Annotated in this window: 19 protein-coding genes; 14 read left to right on the top strand and 5 right to left on the bottom strand. The window is 60.7% G+C overall.

Features of this window, described 5'->3' with window-relative positions; all coding sequences use genetic code 11:
• Positions 1–110 precede the first annotated feature (110 nt).
• From AC1DUB_RS22085 to AC1DUB_RS22050, 8 genes are all read left to right on the top strand, one after another.
• Entirely contained in the window at positions 111–1,145 is a 1,035-nt protein-coding gene (locus AC1DUB_RS22085; RefSeq protein WP_477731343.1) for an alpha/beta hydrolase, read from the top strand.
• On the top strand, positions 1,142–2,365 hold the full coding sequence (locus AC1DUB_RS22080; protein ID WP_477731327.1) for an MFS transporter: 1,224 nt from the start codon (positions 1,142–1,144) through the stop codon (positions 2,363–2,365). The genes AC1DUB_RS22085 and AC1DUB_RS22080 overlap by 4 nt, the downstream gene beginning before the upstream one ends.
• Before the next feature lie 188 nt (positions 2,366–2,553).
• Positions 2,554–2,895 carry a cyclophilin-like fold protein gene (locus tag AC1DUB_RS22075; protein WP_477731326.1) on the top strand — a complete coding sequence of 114 codons (342 nt, stop codon included), beginning with the start codon at positions 2,554–2,556 and terminating at the stop codon, positions 2,893–2,895.
• 293 nt (positions 2,896–3,188) lie between these two features.
• Complete coding sequence (locus tag AC1DUB_RS22070) at positions 3,189–4,019, top strand: 2Fe-2S iron-sulfur cluster-binding protein (RefSeq protein WP_477731325.1); 831 nt, start codon at positions 3,189–3,191, stop codon at positions 4,017–4,019.
• On the top strand, positions 4,006–4,998 hold the full coding sequence (locus AC1DUB_RS22065) for an FAD binding domain-containing protein (RefSeq protein ID WP_477731324.1): 993 nt from the start codon (positions 4,006–4,008) through the stop codon (positions 4,996–4,998). Before AC1DUB_RS22070 ends, AC1DUB_RS22065 begins: the two co-directional genes overlap by 14 nt.
• A 14-nt stretch (positions 4,999–5,012) precedes the next feature.
• Entirely contained in the window at positions 5,013–7,205 is a 2,193-nt protein-coding gene (locus AC1DUB_RS22060; RefSeq protein ID WP_477731323.1) for a xanthine dehydrogenase family protein molybdopterin-binding subunit, read from the top strand.
• A 63-nt stretch (positions 7,206–7,268) separates the two neighbouring features.
• On the top strand, positions 7,269–8,519 hold the full coding sequence (locus AC1DUB_RS22055) for an arabinose transporter (protein WP_477731322.1): 1,251 nt from the start codon (positions 7,269–7,271) through the stop codon (positions 8,517–8,519).
• 20 nt (positions 8,520–8,539) lie between these two features.
• Positions 8,540–8,902 (top strand): cyclophilin-like fold protein, encoded by a 363-nt coding sequence (locus AC1DUB_RS22050; RefSeq protein ID WP_477731321.1) that lies wholly within the window; start codon positions 8,540–8,542, stop codon positions 8,900–8,902.
• Positions 8,903–9,033: 131 nt separating this feature from the next.
• On the opposite strand, the gene AC1DUB_RS22045 is transcribed toward AC1DUB_RS22050, so the two are convergent.
• Positions 9,034–10,458 carry an aldehyde dehydrogenase family protein gene (locus AC1DUB_RS22045; RefSeq protein WP_477731320.1) on the bottom strand — a complete coding sequence of 475 codons (1,425 nt, stop codon included), beginning with the start codon at positions 10,456–10,458 and terminating at the stop codon, positions 9,034–9,036.
• Between the two features lie 434 nt (positions 10,459–10,892).
• On the opposite strand from AC1DUB_RS22045, the gene AC1DUB_RS22040 reads away from it, so the two are divergent.
• The 3 genes from AC1DUB_RS22040 (at position 10,893) to AC1DUB_RS22030 (ending at position 13,426) form a co-directional block, all read left to right on the top strand.
• Positions 10,893–11,714, top strand: coding sequence for an SDR family NAD(P)-dependent oxidoreductase (locus AC1DUB_RS22040; protein ID WP_477731319.1), 822 nt, complete (start codon positions 10,893–10,895; stop codon positions 11,712–11,714).
• A 29-nt stretch (positions 11,715–11,743) separates the two neighbouring features.
• Positions 11,744–12,712 carry a Bug family tripartite tricarboxylate transporter substrate binding protein gene (locus AC1DUB_RS22035; RefSeq protein ID WP_477731318.1) on the top strand — a complete coding sequence of 323 codons (969 nt, stop codon included), beginning with the start codon at positions 11,744–11,746 and terminating at the stop codon, positions 12,710–12,712.
• Between the two features lie 123 nt (positions 12,713–12,835).
• Positions 12,836–13,426 carry a VOC family protein gene (locus AC1DUB_RS22030; RefSeq protein WP_477731317.1) on the top strand — a complete coding sequence of 197 codons (591 nt, stop codon included), beginning with the start codon at positions 12,836–12,838 and terminating at the stop codon, positions 13,424–13,426.
• 55 nt (positions 13,427–13,481) lie between these two features.
• Here the strand turns inward: AC1DUB_RS22030 and AC1DUB_RS22025 are convergent, their stop codons facing one another.
• The 4 genes from AC1DUB_RS22025 to AC1DUB_RS22010 form a co-directional block, all read right to left on the bottom strand.
• A complete protein-coding gene (locus AC1DUB_RS22025; protein ID WP_477731316.1) occupies positions 13,482–14,459 on the bottom strand; it encodes a Bug family tripartite tricarboxylate transporter substrate binding protein in 978 nt (325 codons plus the stop codon).
• A gap of 62 nt (positions 14,460–14,521) precedes the next feature.
• Positions 14,522–15,385 (bottom strand): fumarylacetoacetate hydrolase family protein, encoded by an 864-nt coding sequence (locus AC1DUB_RS22020; RefSeq protein ID WP_477731315.1) that lies wholly within the window; start codon positions 15,383–15,385, stop codon positions 14,522–14,524.
• Positions 15,386–15,442: 57 nt separating this feature from the next.
• Positions 15,443–16,282, bottom strand: coding sequence for a cupin domain-containing protein (locus AC1DUB_RS22015; protein WP_477731314.1), 840 nt, complete (start codon positions 16,280–16,282; stop codon positions 15,443–15,445).
• A gap of 102 nt (positions 16,283–16,384) precedes the next feature.
• On the bottom strand, positions 16,385–16,564 hold the full coding sequence (locus AC1DUB_RS22010) for a hypothetical protein (RefSeq protein WP_477731313.1): 180 nt from the start codon (positions 16,562–16,564) through the stop codon (positions 16,385–16,387).
• A 17-nt stretch (positions 16,565–16,581) separates the two neighbouring features.
• On the opposite strand from AC1DUB_RS22010, the gene AC1DUB_RS22005 reads away from it, so the two are divergent.
• The 3 genes from AC1DUB_RS22005 (at position 16,582) to AC1DUB_RS21995 (ending at position 19,040) form a co-directional block, all read left to right on the top strand.
• Complete coding sequence (locus tag AC1DUB_RS22005) at positions 16,582–17,379, top strand: HpcH/HpaI aldolase family protein (RefSeq protein WP_477731312.1); 798 nt, start codon at positions 16,582–16,584, stop codon at positions 17,377–17,379.
• Positions 17,380–17,488: 109 nt separating this feature from the next.
• Positions 17,489–17,782, top strand: coding sequence for a DUF1330 domain-containing protein (locus tag AC1DUB_RS22000; RefSeq protein WP_477731311.1), 294 nt, complete (start codon positions 17,489–17,491; stop codon positions 17,780–17,782).
• A gap of 280 nt (positions 17,783–18,062) precedes the next feature.
• Positions 18,063–19,040 carry a Bug family tripartite tricarboxylate transporter substrate binding protein gene (locus tag AC1DUB_RS21995; protein WP_477731310.1) on the top strand — a complete coding sequence of 326 codons (978 nt, stop codon included), beginning with the start codon at positions 18,063–18,065 and terminating at the stop codon, positions 19,038–19,040.
• The last annotated feature ends 1 nt before the right edge of the window (position 19,041 follow it).

The raw sequence follows: 19,041 nt of genomic DNA, 5'->3' as shown, positions 1-19,041 counted from the left end.
TGAAAACATCCGCAGACAACACCTTCGCCCTCCCTGTAAAGCAAGCCAGCGAGGCATCCGATCGACGTGAGTTTCTGAAGATCGCAGGCACTAGCGTAGTCGCCGTTGGCATACTGTCCACCGCCGGCGAGATATCCGCAGCGACTCCGAAAAAGAGCACCGTCCTGCCCAATGGCGCCGACAATTTCTACACGAGCGACAAGGTTACTGTGCAGAAGGTCACGTTCAAGAACCAGTACCAGATGACTGTGGCAGGGAACCTCTTTGTTCCCAAGACGCTTGACAGGAAAAAGCGTAGCCCGGCGCTTGTCGTGGGGCACCCGATGGGCGCGGTGAAGGAGCAAAGCGCGAATCTGTATGCCACCAAGATGGCGGAACAAGGATTCGTGACGCTGTCTGTCGACCTCGCATTTTGGGGCGGTAGTGCAGGTCAGCCGCGTAATGCAGTCTCGCCAGACATGTACGCCGAAACGTTCAGCGCCGGCGTCGACTTTTTGAGTAGTCAGGCGTATGTGGACAAACAGCAGATCGGCGCTATCGGCGTTTGCGGAAGTGGAAGTTTTGTCATTAGCGCCGCAAAGATCGACCCTCGAATGAAAGCCATTGCCACGGTCAGCATGTACGACATGGGCGCTGCCAATCGCGACGCGCTTAACCACTCGCAGACCCTCGAGCAGCGTAAGAAGATCATTGCGGCGGCAGTCGAGCAACGCCAGGTGGAGTTCAACGGCGGCCCAATCCAGTACACCGGTGGAACTGTCCATGAACTGACCGCAGACACGCATCCGATTCAGCGTGAGTTCTACGATTTCTATCGTACGCCGCGTGGCGAAGTCACACCCGCAGGTGGATCGCCGCGCACCACGACACATCCGACCTTGGCTAGCAACGTCAAGTTTATGAACTTTTACCCATTCAACGACATCGAGACGATCTCACCCCGCCCTATGCTATTTATCACCGGTGACCAGGCGCACTCCAAAGAGTTCAGTGAACTGGCCTACAAGCTGGCTGCCGAACCCAAGGAACTGCACATGGTGCCCGGGGCCGGTCATGTGGACCTTTACGACCGCGTACCGTTGATTCCGTTCGACAAGCTGACGTCGTTTTTCCGCAGGCACCTCGTCACGACGAACGCGGCATGACCGCGCAGGCCATCGACTCAGGCGCGGGCTGCGCCTCATTGCAGGACAGGCGAGCAGCGCAGCCCGCGCACTGGGGCGGTGTCTTCGCGATGACTTTGTGTGTTTTCGCGCTCATCGCCTCAGAGTTCATGCCGGTAAGCCTGCTGACACCAATGGCGTCCGATCTCGGAGTCACCGAAGGCATGACCGGGCAGGGCATTGCCATTTCCGGTGCTTTTGCAGTGCTTACGAGCTTGTTGATTTCGGCGATTGCTGGAAGGATTGACCGCAAGACGCTGTTGCTTGGGCTGACGGCCTTGATGTGCCTCTCTGGTGCAATTGTGTCGTTCGCTCCGAACTATCTGACCTACATGGCAGGCCGAGCCTTAATTGGCGTTGTCGTTGGTGGCTTTTGGTCCATGTCGGCGGCTACGGCCATGCAGTTGGTGCCGGCTACTGCGGTGCCTCGAGCGCTGGCGATCTTCAATGGTGGCAATGCGCTGGCGACAGTGGTGGCAGCGCCGCTCGGTAGCTACCTGGCCTCGATCGTCGGCTGGCGCGGCGCGTTTTTCTGCCTCGTGCCGGTGGCTGTCGTCGCATTCATCTGGCAATGGGCTAGTTTGCCTTCAATGCAAGCGCAGCCCCGCGTGCCGGGTTCCGGCAACGTCTTTAGACTATTCAAGAGTCGGCTAGTAGTGCTCGGTTTGCTGGCTGTCGGCATCTTTTTCATGGGGCAGTTTGCCTTGTTCACCTACCTCCGGCCGTTCCTGGAAACGGTGACGGGGGCCGATGTGTCGACCTTGTCGCTCATCCTGTTGACGCTTGGCATCGCGGGCTTCATCGGCACCACGGTCATCAGCAGGTTTCTGAAAATTGGCTTCTACGGCACGCTCGTGGCAATTCCCGTGCTGATGGCAGTCATCGCGGTGACGCTCATCGTCGTTGGCGCCTCCGTGACCGCCACGACGGTGCTGCTGGCGCTCTGGGGTTTGGTGGCCACTGCCGCACCGGTCGGCTGGTGGACATGGATTGCAAAAACACTGCCGCACGATGCAGAGGCTGGGGGCGGATTGATGGTGGCCGTGGTCCAACTCTCAATCGCACTGGGCTCGACGGTGGGGGGAATGCTGTTCGATAGTCGCGGCTACAAAGGCACTTTTGTGTTCAGCGCAAGCGTGCTGCTGATCGGCGCAGTTCTTGTCTTTTTTACAGCGCGTGCAGACCGCGGATCGCCGATATGACAAAAACCTGTGGCCCATCTTCCCTAAGAGTCCTACACCATCGCGCTTGGCGCTTGCGTGCAGAAATGTTGCTGCTGGGCCTGCTCGTCGTCGGGGCTTGCAAGGCCGACCAGCGCCCTGGGCTAAGTGCTCGGGTTGCTGCGGCCGCGGATGTCGCTGAGGCTTCCTTGAAATCAAAGGAGTTACGCATGTGGATGACCGTCGGTACGCAACGCTTCGCCATTACCCTGGCCGACACCGAGGCCGCCCGTGCGTTCGCTGCGCGGTTACCGTTGACGCTGGAGATGACCGACCTTAATGGCAACGAGAAGAAGGTCGACTTGCCGACGTCGCTGCCAGCAAACGCAAGTCGGCCCGGAACAATCCGCAATGGTGACCTCATGCTGTACGGCTCGAACACCGTGGTTCTTTTTTATCTGACATTTGATTCTTCATATTCGTACACGCGCCTCGGCCGCGTGGATGACCCTACAGGCTTGGCTCAGGTACTCGGGCGTCGCGACGTAACGGTCAAGTTCTCCGTAAATTGACCTTTCGAGGTGCGAGGTCGGTGGACTGGAGAGGTCGATCGCTCGCCTGAGTGCCATGGGCTTGACTGGCTGGAGAGATCCCGGTCGTTCCACTCTCCTCGCGCGAGGTTGCCCTGTCGTGACGATTAAGTAGTGCAGGTAATAAAGGCTTTAAGCATTCCCTATGTAGTCAATCTGAGACGCGATTGCCACACTGAGGCTTGGCGAAGAATAACCAAAAAGTCGCGCGCGAGCGTCAATGTCAATGTTTGGCCTGTCGCCAACGCATTCAACCTTTTAAAAAGGACATATTCATGCCCCACGAAATCAATACTCATGTGCCGCCTGAACTGAGTTCCGATGAAACGGCTCTTCTTGCGGAAATGCCAAACCTGAGTGGTGTCGGACAGTCACGGCGCACTTTCATGATGCAGACCGGTGGTGGCAGCATCGGGCTCTTCGCTGCCAATCTTCTGGCAACGGAGTCGGCGCTCGCGCAGATGGCACCGGTGGCGGGTGCAGCGTCGTCGCCTGTTAAGGCTCAAAACGTCGTGAAGGTCTCGTTCCAGGTCAACGGTGTTTCACAAGCACTGGAGCTCGACTCGCGCGTGGTTTTGCTCGACGCACTTCGTGAGCGTCTGGCGTTGACCGGAACCAAGAAGGGCTGCGATCAAGGCCAGTGCGGGGCGTGCACCGTGCTGGTGGACGGGCAACGTGTCTTGTCCTGCCTGACATTGGCCGCAACGCTCCAGGGCCGAGAGGTTACGACTATCGAAGGACTCGCGAAAGGTGATCGCCTGCACCCCGTCCAGGCCGCCTTCATCAAACACGATGGTTTTCAATGCGGCTACTGCACGTCAGGCCAAATTTGTTCCGCCGTCGGCATGCTGGCAGAGGCCCAGCGAGGGCAGGTCAGCCATGTTACGGATAACGTTAGCAAGACCACGACGCGTCTGACCGACGATGAGATCCGCGAACGCATGAGCGGCAATATCTGCCGTTGCGGTGCCTATCCCGGTATCGTCGCGGCTATCCAGGAGGTCCATTCGGGTCGACAGGCGGCCCAGACCTGGGGCTTCGCGACCGAAACGGAACTGGCCCTGGCCCAGAGCGACAAGAAGGAGGACAGCCATGCGACCGTTTGAATACGTACGCGCGGCAGATGCCGCCTCCGCGACGGCTGCCGTGTCGGCCCTTTCGCAAGCCAAGTTTCTGGCCGGCGGCAGCAACCTGCTGGACTTGATGAAAGAGGATATCGAGCGCCCCTCTCGCTTGGTGGATATTACCCGGCTGCCGCTGCGGGAAATCCAACGAACCCCTTCCGGCCTGTCCATTGGTGCATTGGCGACCAATACTGCGACAGCCAACCATCCGCTTGTCCGCGAGAACTATCCGCTGCTCACGCAGGCGATCGTTGCGGGCGCCTCCGGGCAACTGCGCAACATGGCCACCAATGGCGGTAACCTGTTGCAGCGCACGCGCTGCAACTACTTCTACGACACGGCCATGCCGTGCAACAAGCGCGAGGCCGGGAGCGGCTGCGGTGCGCGGGAGGGGTTGAACAAGATCCACGCCATCCTGGGTTGGAGCGAGGCCTGCGTCGCGACCTATCCTGGTGACATGGCCACTGCGTTGTATGCGCTCGACGCCAAGGTGCGCGTTCGCGCGCCGGACGCCAGCGAACGCCTGATCGCGGTCACCGATTTCCATCGCCTGCCGGGCGACACGCCGCAACGCGACAATAACCTTGAGCACGGCGAGCTGATCGTCTCGATTGAGCTCCCCGTGTCCGCGGCCGGCTTTGCGCGCAATTCGCATTACTTGAAGGTGCGCGATCGTGCTTCCTACGCTTTCGCTCTGGTCTCGGTCGCAGCCGCGCTCGACCTGGACGGCGGGAAGATCCGGCAGGCGCGTGTGGTCCTGGGCAGCGTAGCCCACAAGCCATGGCGCAGTGCCGAGGTCGAATCGGTGCTTGTTGGCCAGCGCGCCGACGAGGCCACGTTCCGGCGGGCCGCCGAAACTGCATTGCGAGACGCGCGTCCGCTAGCGCACAACGCCTACAAAGTTGAATTGGGTCAACGTTCTGTCGTGCGAGCGCTGATGCGCGCCGCACGGCTGGTTTGAGGAGAAAGGTCGTCATGGCACGCTATTTAGGCAAAGAAACCACCCGCGTCGACGGCCTCGCCAAGGTCACCGGCAAGGCGAAATACACGGCTGAGTTCCAGGTTCCGCATGTCACCTATGGTTTCATCGTGCTCAGCACAGTGGCCAAGGGCCGCATCTCGTCCATTGACACACGCGAAGCCGAGCAGGCCGGCGGCGTGATTCGCATCTTCACCCACCTGAACGCGGGCAAGTTGGGCCCGGCACCGGCGGCGGGTGCCCCGGCGCAGTGGTCGTGGCCGTTGCAGTCGGACCGTGTATTTTTCAACGGCCAACCGATCGCGCTGGTTGTCGCCGAGAGTTACGAGCAAGCCCGGCACGCTTCGAGGCTGGTGAAGGCAACGTACGAGACGGAATCTCACAACACCGACTTTTCGGTGGCGCTGGATCGCGCGCAGCCGGACCCGGATACGGCAAAGGGCAAGCCGCGCGGCAATCCTGTCGCCGCCATGCAAGCCGCGGCAGTCAAGATCGAAGCGGAGTACAGCATCCCTATCAATCACCACAACCCGATCGAGCCGCACGCGGCCATTGCGTTCTGGCAGGGAGATCAGCTGACGATCTTCGACAAGACCCAGAACGTTTATGGAGTTCAGGCGCATCTTGCGGAGAGTCTGGGCGTACCGGCCGGCAACATCCGCGTGGTGTCGCCCTTTGTTGGCGGCGCCTTCGGATCTTCTCTGAACCCCAACTATTACCCCTCGTTGGCAGCCATGGCGGCACGCGAGCTCAAGCGCCCGGTCAAGGTGGTGTACACACGAACTCAGATGTTCACTGGACACGGCTACCGGCCTCACACCATCCAGAAGATCGCTATAGGCGCCGACCGCAACGGCAAGCTGTCGGCCGTGATTCATGAGGCCTTCCACAACACCTCATCATTTGAGCCATTCTCCGATGCCACTACGGGTTTCACCCGGCAGGTCTATGCCTGTCCCAATCTGCACGCGCCACTCAAGGTCGCGGCGACGGACCTGGCCACGCCCACGTGGATGCGCGCGCCCGGTGCGGTGAGCGGCATGTTCGCACTGGAGAGCGCCATGGACGAACTGTCCTACGTGCTCAAGATCGATCCCATGGAACTGCGACTCGTCAATTACGCCGAAGTCGACCCGGAAAGCGGCAAGCCCTTCTCCAGCAAAGCCTTGCGTGAGTGCTATCGCCTTGGCGCTGAGAAGTTCGGCTGGAAGAACCGCAAGGCCGAGCCGCGCTCGATGCGCGACGGACCCCTGCTGGTTGGCTGGGGCATGGCGTCAAGCGTCTGGGGCGCGATGCAGCAGCCCGCCAGCGCACGCATCACGTTCCGGGCCAATGGCACGGCCGGCGTCACCAGCGCGACCAGCGACATCGGACCGGGCACCTATACCGTGATGACCATGATCGCGGCCGAGTTCCTCGGGCTGCGGCTGGACCAGGTGCACTTCGAGCTGGGTGATACGAGACAGCCCAAGGCCCCGGCTCAAGGCGGCTCGTGGACCACCTCAAGCGTCGGCTCGGCGGTGCAGGGCGCGGCGCTGACTATCGTTGCCAAACTGCTGGAGCTGGCGAACCGCGATGCCGCCTCCCCGCTGAAAGGCGCGAACGCCGTGGATGTGGAGATGCTCGATGGCCGCTTGCGCCTAAAGACCAATCCGTCGCGTTCGGTCGATGTTGCTGACGTCATGCGTCGTACGGGGACGACCGAAATCACCGAGACTTACGATTCGACGCCATCGCCGGAGCGCGCGAAGTACGCGACGCTCGCGCATGGCGCCCAGTTCGTCGAGGTAAAGGTCGATCCGGACCTCGGAACCGTGAAGGTTACGCGCGTGATCGAGGTGACCGCCTGCGGCAAGATTCTGAACCCGCTCGCGTCGCACAGCCAGGAGATTGGCGGCGTGGTCTGGGGCATCGGTATGGCGCTGGAGGAGGGGACCGAGATCGATCACCGCTACGGCCGCATCATGAATGCCAACCTGCAGCACTACCACGTGCCGGTGAACGCCGACATACATTCCATCGAAACCATTTTCGTAGAGGAAGACGACACTATCGTCAATCCGCTGGGCGTGAAGGGCATGGGCGAGCTCGGTATGGTGGGCATTCCGGCCGCCATTGCCAATGCGATCTTCCATGCGACTGGTAAGCGCGTGCGAGACCTGCCGATCACGCCCGAGAAGCTGCTGTGACGTCGCAAAGACTGAGAGCTAGGAAGGTGATCAGCAGCGGGCGACTTAGCCGCTAGACCAGGCATGGTCGCTTTGGGTCCAAAGCATACCGGTGCGCGAGACAGCTCGGTCCTGTTCGCGCTTTGTCCGATCATGCTCATCATGCTTCTGAGCTTCGTCACAATCGGCATGGCGTTGCCTGTGCTGCCGTTGCATGTACGTGAGGGGCTAAGGATGGGCCCGATTGCCGTTGGTCTCATCTCCGGGAGCCAGTTCGGAGCATCATTGCTCTGCCGACCCTGGGCAGGGATTATTGCGGATCGAAGCGGGGGAAAACATGCGGTTGTGGTCGGGCTGGTTGCTGCCGCTGCGGCGGGCGGCCTCTACCTTGCATCATTGCGGTTTGCAAATCTGCCCTTAGTATCGGCAGCGGTGCTTCTCGCTGGCCGGGGGGTTCTTGGTGCGGCCGAGAGCTTCATCATTACAGGCGCCCTCGGATGGGGCCTCGGAATGGTCAGTCCTCAGCAAACCGGACGAGTCATTGCATGGGTCGGCACGGCCATGTTCGCCGCCTTCGCCGTGGGCGCACCAGCGGGATCGACTTTGTATGGAATTTTTGGCTTTGGTGCAGTGGCCACGACAACGATCGTCCTCCCGCTGCTGACGTTGTTCATCGTTGGGCTGATCAAAGGCGTACCGCCCGTCGTCGCGGAGAGAGCCTCCGCGCGGGAGGTGTTGAGTGCGGTATGGTTGCCCGGTTTGGGTCTCGCATTGAGTTGCATCGGCTTTGGCGCTATCGTGGGGTTTGGATCGCTTCTCTTCCTTGACCGAGGCTGGTCGCCGAGCTGGCCGATCTTTACAAGCTACGCAATCGCCTTCATCTCGGCTCGCATCGCCTTCGGCCACTTGGCCGATCGTTTCGGCGGCGCCCGCGTTGCGCTCGCGTTTCTTATCATCGAAGCCATTGGACTTGCATTGCTGGGCCTGGCTTTGACCCAAGCGATTGCACTCGTTGGCGCGGCTTTGACAGGATTCGGATTTTCGTTGGTCTTCCCCGGATTTGGTGTTGAAGCCGTCCAGCGGGTTCTGCCTTCCAACCGTGCGCTTGCGATGGGGGTATACACGGCATTCCTTGACCTTTCGCTCGGTCTTGCCAGTCCGGCGCTGGGCTGGATCGGCGACGTTGCCGGACTTCCGATGATATTTTTGTTCAGTGCTTTTACTGCGCTGGGCGCGACAGTTGTTGCAATCGGTTTGTTCAAGCGCAAGATGGGGGAGAAAATTGCGACGCCTCACCTGTCAAGAAAGTGCATTCGCGACCTACCGAGCCGTTAAACCATAGACAGGCCACCGATATGAAGATCCAGATGACTTTGAACGGGACCGTTATTGCAACGGCCACCCTCGACACCAATGACAGCGCTATGGAATTTGCAGCAATGCTGCCGCTGGACCTGGAGTTGACTGATTACGCATCTACCGAAAAAATTGCAGACTTGCCTCGGAAGCTGTCGCTGAAGGGTGCGCCAGCAGCCTATACACCCGCCTCGGGTGACCTTGGCTACTACGCCCCTTGGGGCAATCTTGCCATCTTCTACAGGGACGGTGAATTTTCGGAGGGGCTGGTTCGCCTCGGGAGGCTTGATTCGGGAATCGACGCTGTCCGTCGTCCCATCTCCGCCATCGTTACGGTGGAACACCAGAACCCAATACTTTGAGCCGCGATAACCAACGCAAGAGGTAGGTGCGATCTGCCGGCGTAATAGAGGTGGTACCCAGGGAGGCTTGGTCACCAGTCTTCGAACGCCGAGACCAGCCAGCCCCTGCGCGATGACTGGTTTCGAGCGAACTACTGTTCCTCGAATCCCATGATCGCCTTCACTTCCAGATATTCCTCGAGCCCGTAGACGCCCATGGCGCGCCCGTTTCCTGACTTCTTGTAACCGCCCATGGGCGCTGCAGGATTGCTCGATGCGCCATTGAAGAAGACACGGCCAGCCCTGAGCCGCCGACAGAGGTCAAGCCCAGCATCGCGGTCCTTGGTAAAAGCGTAGGCGCCCAGCCCATATTCCGTGCCGTTCGCGATGTCGATGGCCTCCTTCACGTCGGAATAGGAAATCAGGGCCAACACCGGGCCGAAGACCTCTTCCTGTGCGAGCGTCGAGTTCGGGTTCACCTTCGCGAACACGGTGGGTTTGGCGAAATAGCCGCGCTCCAGGCCTTCCGGGCGACCCAAGCCGCCGCATACCAGCTCCGCGCCCTCGTCGATGGCTTTCTGTATGTATTTCTGCACCCGTTCGAATTGGCCCTGGTTGATCAGCGGTCCCATCGTGGTTGCGGAATCGAATGGGTCGCCTGGCTTCACTTTCTCCGCTTCCTTCCTCAGCGCGCCGATGGCCTCGTCGATCTGGCTTTCATGCACCAGCAATCTGGTGGGTGCATGGCACGATTGACCGGTGTTGAAGAATGCACGGCCCATGGTCCACTCGGCTGCCGCCGCAACATCTGCATCCTGCAACACGACGCAGGCAGATTTGCCGCCCAGTTCCTGGGATACACGTTTCACCGTGGGCGCGGCGGCTTCGGCCACCAGTATCCCCGCGCGGGTCGAGCCCGTAAACGACACCATATCGACTTCCGGGTGCGTGCACAGCGCATTGCCCACCGTCGCACCGTCGCCGATCACCAGATTGAACACACCGGGCGGCACGCCGGCATCGTGCAGGATCTCCGCGAAGGCGACCGCACTGAGCGGCGTGAATTCGCTTGGCTTGAGCACCATGGTGCAGCCGGCTGCCAGCGCATAGCCGACCTTCGTGCCCAGCAACTGAAGAGGCCAGTTCCAGGCGGCGATCAATGCGCAGACACCGATGGGGTCGCGACTGATCAGGTTGGACCCCTGAAAGGCCTCGAACTTGTAGTTCTTCAGCGTGGTGACGGCCTCCTTGAACATGCTCAAGGTGCCTGCGGTATGAATGGTCGCGCTCTTCGGCGCACCGAGCTCGGAGCAGACAATGTCGGCCAGCTCGGCTTGCCTTGCCGTGAAACGGGAGATGATGCTCTCGAGCAACTCGATGCGTTGTGCCGTCGAGGTCCGGCTGAAGGCGGGGAAGGCGCGCCGGGCGGCTTTGACGGCGTGGTCGGCGTCGGCCGCGGTAGCCATCGTAAGCCGCACCAGCGGCTCTTCGGTCGTAGGATTCTTACGCTCGAAGCTTTCGCTGCCGCTGACGGGTACCCATTGCCCGTCGATATAGCATTTGTCTAATGTTTTCATGTCGGTTGTCGTTGAGTACGCGGTTGATGGTAGGCCCGCTGAATGCGTCCGGTCCCTCGATGTAGCCGGAATCACGTCGGGAAAGCGTCGGATACGGCGGGGTCCGAAGTGCGGCCTTATTCCATTAAGGTGGGATTACTTTACGGGCTGCATGCGAGACCGTCCATTCGTAAATTATTGACCAACCGTAAGCTGAACTTACCGGGACCGTACCGCCCAAAAGGGTGGTGGCGCGACAGGCCAAACCACCCGCGCAGACATCGCTTGCGTTCGTCAGTTTGGTTTACCGGTGCACGCATGAAATGTGACTGGACGCGCATTTTCCAGTGCGTCAAAGTCTGGCAACCCCGAGCTGCGCCCCGCGCAGCAGGGGCGAACGCACAGGCGGCATCACCAGGATGCGCTGGACACGATTCGAATAACAAGGAGACGACATGACGCAGCAGGCAGTTGTACATGCCCCGATGGATTCCGGGGTTCCAGAAGATGCGCGCGACTTCAGCGTACGAGATCGGGTGGTCATCATCACCGGTGCGGGACAAGGCATCGGCCGGGAGTTCGCGCGCCAATTCGCGGCGGCGGGTGCGGTCGCGGTGGTCGCCGATCGCGATGAGGGCAAGGGCGCGGAAGTGGTGGCGGAGATTGTGCGGGCCGGCAGTCGTGCCATGGCGATCAAGGTCAATATCGCGGACGAACGCTCAGTGGAGGCCATGGCGTCCGAGGTGGCGCGGGTGCATGGGCGCATCGATGTCCTGGTCAACAACGCCGGTATCTTCGCCACGCTGGGCAGGAAGCCTTTCGACCAGATCTCGCCAGGCGAGTGGGACCAGGTCATGCAGGTGAACGTGACCGGAACCTTCTTGTGCGTGCGCTCCGTATCGGCTCACATGCGTAAGGCGCGGTGGGGGCGTATCGTGAACATCGCTTCGGATGCCGTTGTGCTCGGCGTGGCCAACTACCTGCACTATGTCGCGTCCAAATCGGCCGTGATCGGCATGACCAATGCCCTGGCGCGAGAACTTGGGCCGCATGGCATCACGGTCAACGCCGTGAGGCCGGGCGGGGTGGCTACCGAAGTGGAGCGCACAGTGAACCCCTCCATCGAAAGGCGAACGGCCATGATGGCCCAGCAGTGTTTGCCGCGCGGGCAGATGCCGACCGATCTGGTCGGGCTGGTCATGTTCCTGAGCACGCCCGCGTCAGACTTCGTGACCGGGCAGACCATCGCATGTGATGGCGGCCTCACGCACTGCTAGGTCGAAGCCACCCCTCAGGAGCAACCCTCATGCTACAGATCGTTCGATCCTTCATCCTTGCCGGCTTGGCAGGCCTTGCCGCCCAGCCATCGCTGGCCCAGCAACTCACGTTCCCAACGCCGATCCGGCTGATCGTGCCCTTCGGCGCCGGTGCGCAGACTGACGGCCTCGCGCGGGTGGTTGCGGCGCAACTCGGGCCTCGGCTGGGCACGAACGTGATCGTGGAGAACCGGGTCGGCGCGTCCGGCCTCATCGGCGCCAGCGCGGTGGCAAAGGGCCCCCGGGACGGATCAATGCTGCTCTTTCATTCATCCAGTTTGGTGACGACGGCCGCCACGGTTGCCAAAATGCCGTTCGACGTGTCCGTCGACCTGACGCCGGTGGCGATCGTGGCCAATGGGCCGATGATCGTCGGCATCTCCGCCAAATCGGGCATCACCACGCCAGCCGGCCTGGTGGCGGCGGCACGCGCCAACCCCAACGGTTTGAAGGCGAGCTCAAGCGGCGTCGGAACAGTAGGCCACCTCGCCGCCGAACTGCTGAACGAGTCGGCCAAAACCCAGATGATGCATGTACCGTACAAAGGGGCCTCGCAAGCCGTGGTCGACCTGTCGGCGGGTATTGTGGACATGCTGGTGGGTTCGTACTCGACTTTGGCGCCGCAGATCAAGGCCGGCAGGATCATTCCGGTGGCGGTGACATCGGCGCAGCCACATCCGGCGTTTCCGGGTATACCCACCATGGCATCCGCGGCCAACGGCTACACCTCGGGAATCTGGTACGGGGTGTTCGCGCCAGCAGGGCTGTCGATGCCTGCGCTGCAGCGCCTGAACCGTGAGATCAACGAGATCTCGCAGTCTCCTGAATTGATGGCTCTGCTGAATGCCGACGGTGCGACCCCACCCATGCTGGCCTTGGACAAAGCCGACCAGTTCGTCAAGGACGACTACATGGTCTGGAAAAGGTTGGCCATTGAGAAACACATCGTGGCTGAATGAGCGCCCCGATGAAGCAATCTTTCGGTGGCGTGTTGGATGCCGCCTTTTTCGCAAGGCACGCAGCAGTGAAGCCAGCCCCGCGTGCCTTGTTGTCATCAACCCTGGACATGAGTACATTGAAGCATGAGCTACCCTCAAAACCTGAAGACCCTTCGCGAATTGCTGGGGCCTGACCTGCAGATCAGTTTCGTCGTGAAAGACCTGGACGCCGCACTTGATTTCTGGACGCGGCAGATGGGCGTCGGCCCATTCGTGGTGTTCGAGAAGTCCCTCGGCGACCGCCGCTTCGTGCACCGTGGCGAGGTCAGCGACGTGCAGATGTCAGTCGCGCTGTCCTATCGCGGTGAGACCCAGATCGAGCTGATCACCCAAGCCAACGACGCGCCTTCCATCTACTCTGAGTTTTTTGCCTCGGGCCGGGAAGGCTTGCAACACATGGCATTTGCTGCAGCCGATTACGAGCAGGCCTGCAAGCGCTTTCAGGCCATCGGTTTCGAGGAGTTGAGTTCGATCCACATGCCCGACGGAACCAAGAACGTGAGCTATTTCAAGAGTCCTGAAAGCATGGGAGTCGTTGTGGAACTGGTGCCCATGACATCTGCACGCCGGACCTACTACGACCGCATCAAGGAACTCGCCGCGTCGTGGGATGGCTCAGAACCGGTGCGGCGCTACCGCGACAGTGTCGAGTTTCTGGCCAAAGGCTGCAGCTGATCGGCGCCGGTCGGGAGCCGGCTTCGTGCGCGTGCCTGAAGCCTGTGCGCAGCCGTCATTCCGAGGCTTGGATGTTGTTGTCCTTGATCACTTTGCCCCAGCGTTTGGCCTCGCTTTTCATTGTGGCGCTGACGGCCGGCGCATCCTTGCCTTCTGCAAAAAAGCCGATGGCGTTCAAGCGGGTCAGGACCCCCGGGTCCTGCAAGGCCTTGGCAAACGCGTCATGTTCTCGCTGGATGACTTTGGCAGGCGTGGACGCGGGCGCCATGAAGGCGTACCAGAGCCGCGGATTGAAATCGGCAAAACCCAGTTCCTTCATGGTGGGCACACCGGCGAGTTCCTGGATCCGGGAATCGGTCGTCACGCCAAGCACCCGGATCCTGCCCGACTTGAGCAACGGAAAAGCCTCCGCGGTGGAAGGGAAGAAGAGCTGCACCTGGCTGCCCATCAGCCCTTGCATGGCGTCTGGGCTGCCGCGGTAGGGAATATGGTTGCCGGTGCCGGCCAGCTCGTTGACCAGCCTGGCAGCGGCGAGATGGGCCAGGGTGCCGGCGCCGCCGGAGGCGTAGGTAATGCCTTCCTTCGACTTGATCGCAGTGGACAAGTCGGCAAATGACTTGAAAGGCGAGGCGGCCGGAACGGCCAGCACCATCGGCAGTGAGCCGACCCCGAGTATGGGCGCAAGATCGCGCTCGAGGTTGTAAGGGACGTCTTTCAATACGGACACCACCACTCCCGATGAGGGCATCGCCAGGATGGTGCATCCATCGGGCTTGGCGTTTACCACAGCGCTGGTGCCGATGGCGGTGGCGGCGCCGGCGCGATTCTCGATCACGATCGGCTGCTCCAGAATGGTGCCCGCCTTTTCCGAGATGATCCGGGCCACGATGTCACCGATGCCGCCCGCCGGGTTCGGCACGATCATCTTGATGGCGGAGCCGGTACACGCGTGGGCGGCCTGCAAGCCGGTGGTGGCCAGCAGTGCGGCGATCGCCAATGCGAGCGGGCCGCGGAAGGCGCTTGTCTTTTTCATTCATGTCTCCTGTCATTTGTCAAAACGGGCCGCCGGTAATGGCCGGTAGAGCCATCGCCTGGTCACTTGAAACGGTTCGTCAGTACGCCGAGGCCGGCGATCTCGATGGAGACCTCGTCTCCGGGCTTGAGGAACCGCGGGGGATTGAAGCCGATGCCCACGCCGGCAGGCGTGCCGGTTGCGATCACGTCTCCCGGCAACAGTGTCAGGCCGGCCGAGATGGTGGCGATCAGCGTGGGAATGTCGAACAACAGATCCGACGTATTGGCCTGCTGCCGGAGCTCACCGTTCACCCAGCATTTCAGGTCGAGATCGTCGCCTTTGACTTCGTCGGCCGTGGTGATCCAGGGGCCCATCGGGCAGAAGGTATCAAGGGCTTTGCCCAGGAACCATTGTTTGTGGTTGCGTTGGCGATCTCTTGCCGTGACGTCGTTGACGATGGTGTAGCCCCAAATGTGCTGGAGCGCGTTCTCCGGCGTGATGTCTCGCCCGGCCTTTCCGATCACCAGGGCCAGTTCGGCTTCGTAATCCACCGACGACGTGATGTGCGCATGCAGCTCGACGGCTTCGCCATGCGCGACGACCGTGGTCGCGGGCTTGGTGAAGACGGCGGGAAACTCGTCGATCTCGGCGCCCTTCACCGCACCGGCCTCGAAACCGCTGCCCGCGAATTCCTTGGCGTGTGCGCGGTAGTTCTTACCCACGCAGAAGATGTTGCGCCGTGGCGTGATCGGCGCGCAGAGCCTGACTTTGTCCAACGCCACCACAGGGCCGTCGAGCGGCAATTCCCCGCGGAGCGTCTCGAAGCGTTCAATGAGAACGTTCATGTCGGAGATCGATGGGTCCAGCGCGCGAATCGACTGCCCGTCTGGCTGAACGACGCCGATGTGGCGCTGGCTGCCATCCATGAAACTTGCAAACTTCATTTTTATTGTCCTTGGTGTTGTCTGACCGATGGGAAAGGCGGGACACGGCGAGGCGTGTCAGAACCTGGGTAGAACGATGCGGAGAAACTTGGATTGCGCCACCGCTGTGATGGGGTACGGGCCTTCATTGGCCAGGAATTCGAACGCGGCCTGCGGGCCATGCTCCTTGCCGTCGAATCGCACCCGTCCCTCGGCAAGAAACATCAATTCAATCGAACTTTCGCAACCGGCCTGGAACGTGGCACCGGCATCGATGCGGACGAAGCCCAGGCGCATGTTGCGTTCGGTGAACGAGCCAAGCCATTTGGTCGAAACTCCAGGCGCCTCGTCTGGAATCCATGCGTAATTGTCTGGGTCCATCATGACCAGGTCTTCATACCGCGGCTTGGGGTAGACCAGCTTTCTTCCCATGGCCTGTTCAAGGCAGGCTTCGGAGCCATCCTGGTTGTGCTTCTTGCCGTGTTCGTCTATCCACGTGTAGATGCCGGCCTTGAATTCGCCCTTCAGCTTCAGGATGTCATTCGCCGCCTCGCGGTCGGCAACGCTGATGAAGCCGTCGCCACTGGCACCGCCGAGCTGGCAGACCATCATCTCGAGTCCTTCCGGCCGGTCCTGCGGGCCGTAGTAGACACCCTCCGGAAAGTAACCAACCCAACCCTCCTTCATGACCTTGCCCTTGGCATACGGATAGGTTCCCTTGAGCACATAGCGAACCTGGTCGAAGTTGTGGCGATGGCGAGGTGTTGTCCACCCCCCTGCGCCGGTGCGGCCCACGTTGAGCAGGTAATTGTCCGGCGCGCCGTCCTTGCCCGTGAGCAAAAATTTTTGCTCAAGAACGCCATCGCGCATGCTGCCGACGACACCCGACTCGGCCGATGCAGCCACTGAAACTCGCATGTGATTCTCCTGTGATTTGAACGGAGCGAATGGTCTTTCGATCCTGGAATGGGTAAATTCTAGGAGTGCATCTCGAACATATCCAGAGGTGAAACTCCGGGGCTATAACCCCGGGTTATTGGTCATCAGCCAAAGACTTGTTTGTTGCTTGACCCCGTATTGGCTTGCACGGAAGATCTCGATCATTGAAAGCGAATGCCACTGACGTCGATCAGAAAGCGCTTTCTCGGCGACCGGTTTGGCTCGGGCAAAGCCAAGCCCGTCCGGGGTGAAATCAAACAAGACCTTCAGGAGATGTCATGGCTGTTTCAGCGAAAGACCTAGTTCGAAACGGTGTCAAGGAGAAGCTAGCCCGCGACGAGCTGGTGGTGTCGATGACCGTTCGCCTGGTGCGCACCATCGAGATCGCTGAAATTGCGCGGTCCGCCGGATTCGATACCTTCTACATCGACCTGGAACACAGCAGCTTCTCCCTGGAGACCACCGCGCAAATCTGCATGGCCGGGCTTGCGCTGGGGATCACCCCGCTAGTCCGGATTGCGAATATCTCGCCCCAATCGATCGGCCGAGTGCTGGACGGCGGCGCGCTTGGCGTCATCGCCCCCCATGTTCAATCGGCCAGTGATGCCAAAGCCATCGTCGATGCCGCAAAGTTTCCTCCATTGGGGAATCGGGGATTCACCGGTTCGCTGCCGCACCTTCGATTCAAGGCATTCCCGACCAAAGAAGTATTTGCCGCCATGAATGACGCCACGATGGTGGTTGTCATGATCGAATCGGCCGAGGCACTTGCCCAGGTGGATGAGATCGCTGCCGTCACGGGCGTGGACATGCTTTTCATCGGATCGAACGACCTGGCATCCTCGATGGGCATACCGGGCGAGCTCGATCATCCATTGATTCGCGACGCCTATGTGCAAAGCATCGCCGCGTGCCGAAAGCATGGCAAGCACCTCGGCATCGGCGGACTGGTTGCTTATCCGAAGTTGGCCGCCGAGATGGTCGAATTGGGTTGTCGCTACCTCTCGACTGGCACCGACTTGTCCTTTTTGCTCAACGGCGCCACTGCCAAGGCCAGGCAGGCGCGGGGCGACTGAGAAACGGCTTCGCCCAACAGCAAGTCAAAGGGGAAAAGACTTCCCCGAACGCCGGGCGACCCACGCCCATTACAACCATTGAACCGTCAACCACAGAAGGAGCTTCACCATGGCCAAAGCCTATTGGATCACGACCTATCGCGCGATCACCCAACCCGACGCGCTTGCCGAATACGGCAAGCTGGCCGGCCCCGCTATCCAGGCCGGCGGCGGCCGCTTTCTCGCCCGAGGCACGCCGGCACAGGTGTACGAGGCAGGGGTCGGCGAGCGCACCATTCTGATCGAATTCGACAGTGTCCAGCAGGCGATTGCCACACATGATGGCGCTGCGTACCAGCAGGCCCTGCGTGCTCTGGGCGGGGGAGCCGACAGAGACATCCGGATCATCGAAGCGATGGCCTGACAGCACGCGCGCATCGCCGTGAAGGCGGACTTCACGGCGTTCCTTCGTCCATCCGCGCGCGGATTCCTGACGTAAGCAAATCTTAACGAACGCTCCAGAAAAGCCGTCTTGACCCCCATCTCGACAACTTCAATACTTGGAGCACCTGGCGCCTGAAGAAGATGTGAATGCGGTCTGACCTAGCGACGCGCCGCATTTGAAGGTTCCGGGCATTCGTATGAACGTCCATGGTGAGAGAAAAAACTCACGTCATGCCAAACAAAGAATTAGGAGACAACAAATGATTACAAGGCGAGCCATCCTGCAAGCGGCCTCAGGTCTTGCTTCGGTCGGCATTCCGGTGTCAAAGGCATTCGCCCAAACCACATACCCGACGCGCCTCATCAAGATCGTGGTCGGCAATGCGCCAGGCGGAACGGACGATCTGATCAGCCGTACCCTCGGCCAATACATGACCAGCCGGTGGTCTCAGCCGGTCATCGTCGAGAACCGCGGCGGCGCTTCCACGACGATTGCCGGAGGCTACGTCGCATCGGCGCCGGCCGATGGCTACACGATGCTGTGTCTGATCGGCACCAGCATTGTGCAAACGGTTCTACGCGACAAGATGAGGTATAGCCTCGACAGCTACGCGCCGATCGCGGGGGTTGGTGGTTTTCCCTTGGGGCTGGCTGTTTCCGCTTCGGGCAATATCAAGACGATGGACGACCTCAAGGCCGCAGCCAAGGCGCCTGGTGGCGTGAAGTTCGCATCGGGCGGCGTGGGAACCATGGGGCACTTGAACGCCGTCAAGTTTCTGAAGACGATCGGCGGTACCGGATTGCACGTGCCCTACCGTAACAATCCCGAGTGTCTGCAGGCCATCGCGGGTGGATTCGCGGACATGATGTTCGCCTCGGTATCCGAGGTGGCTCCGATGCGGGGTGACGGCCTGTTGCGCGTGTTGGCTGTGTCGTCGCAGGAGCGGTCCAGCAATCTTCTGGATGTCCCGACCACGCGCGAGTTGGGTCTTCCACAGATCAACACGGTGCTGTGGCATGGATTCGTGGCACCCGCCGGTACGCCGCCCGACGTCGTGGCCAAGATCGCAGACGTCATTACCAAAGGCGTGAACGAGCCTGACTTCCAGAATCGGTTCAAGTCGATGGCATTCCAGCCCGACATCAAGACTGGCGCAGCACTCACTTCATTCCTCGCGGGCGAAGCAGCCCGTTGGCGTGAAGTCATCACAGAGAACAACATTCGGGTGACCGACTGAC

Source organism: Polaromonas sp. P4_F9 (assembly GCF_056401235.1).
The sequence above is the reverse complement of the archived record's forward strand: the minus strand, read 5'-3'. Positions and strand labels throughout refer to the sequence as shown.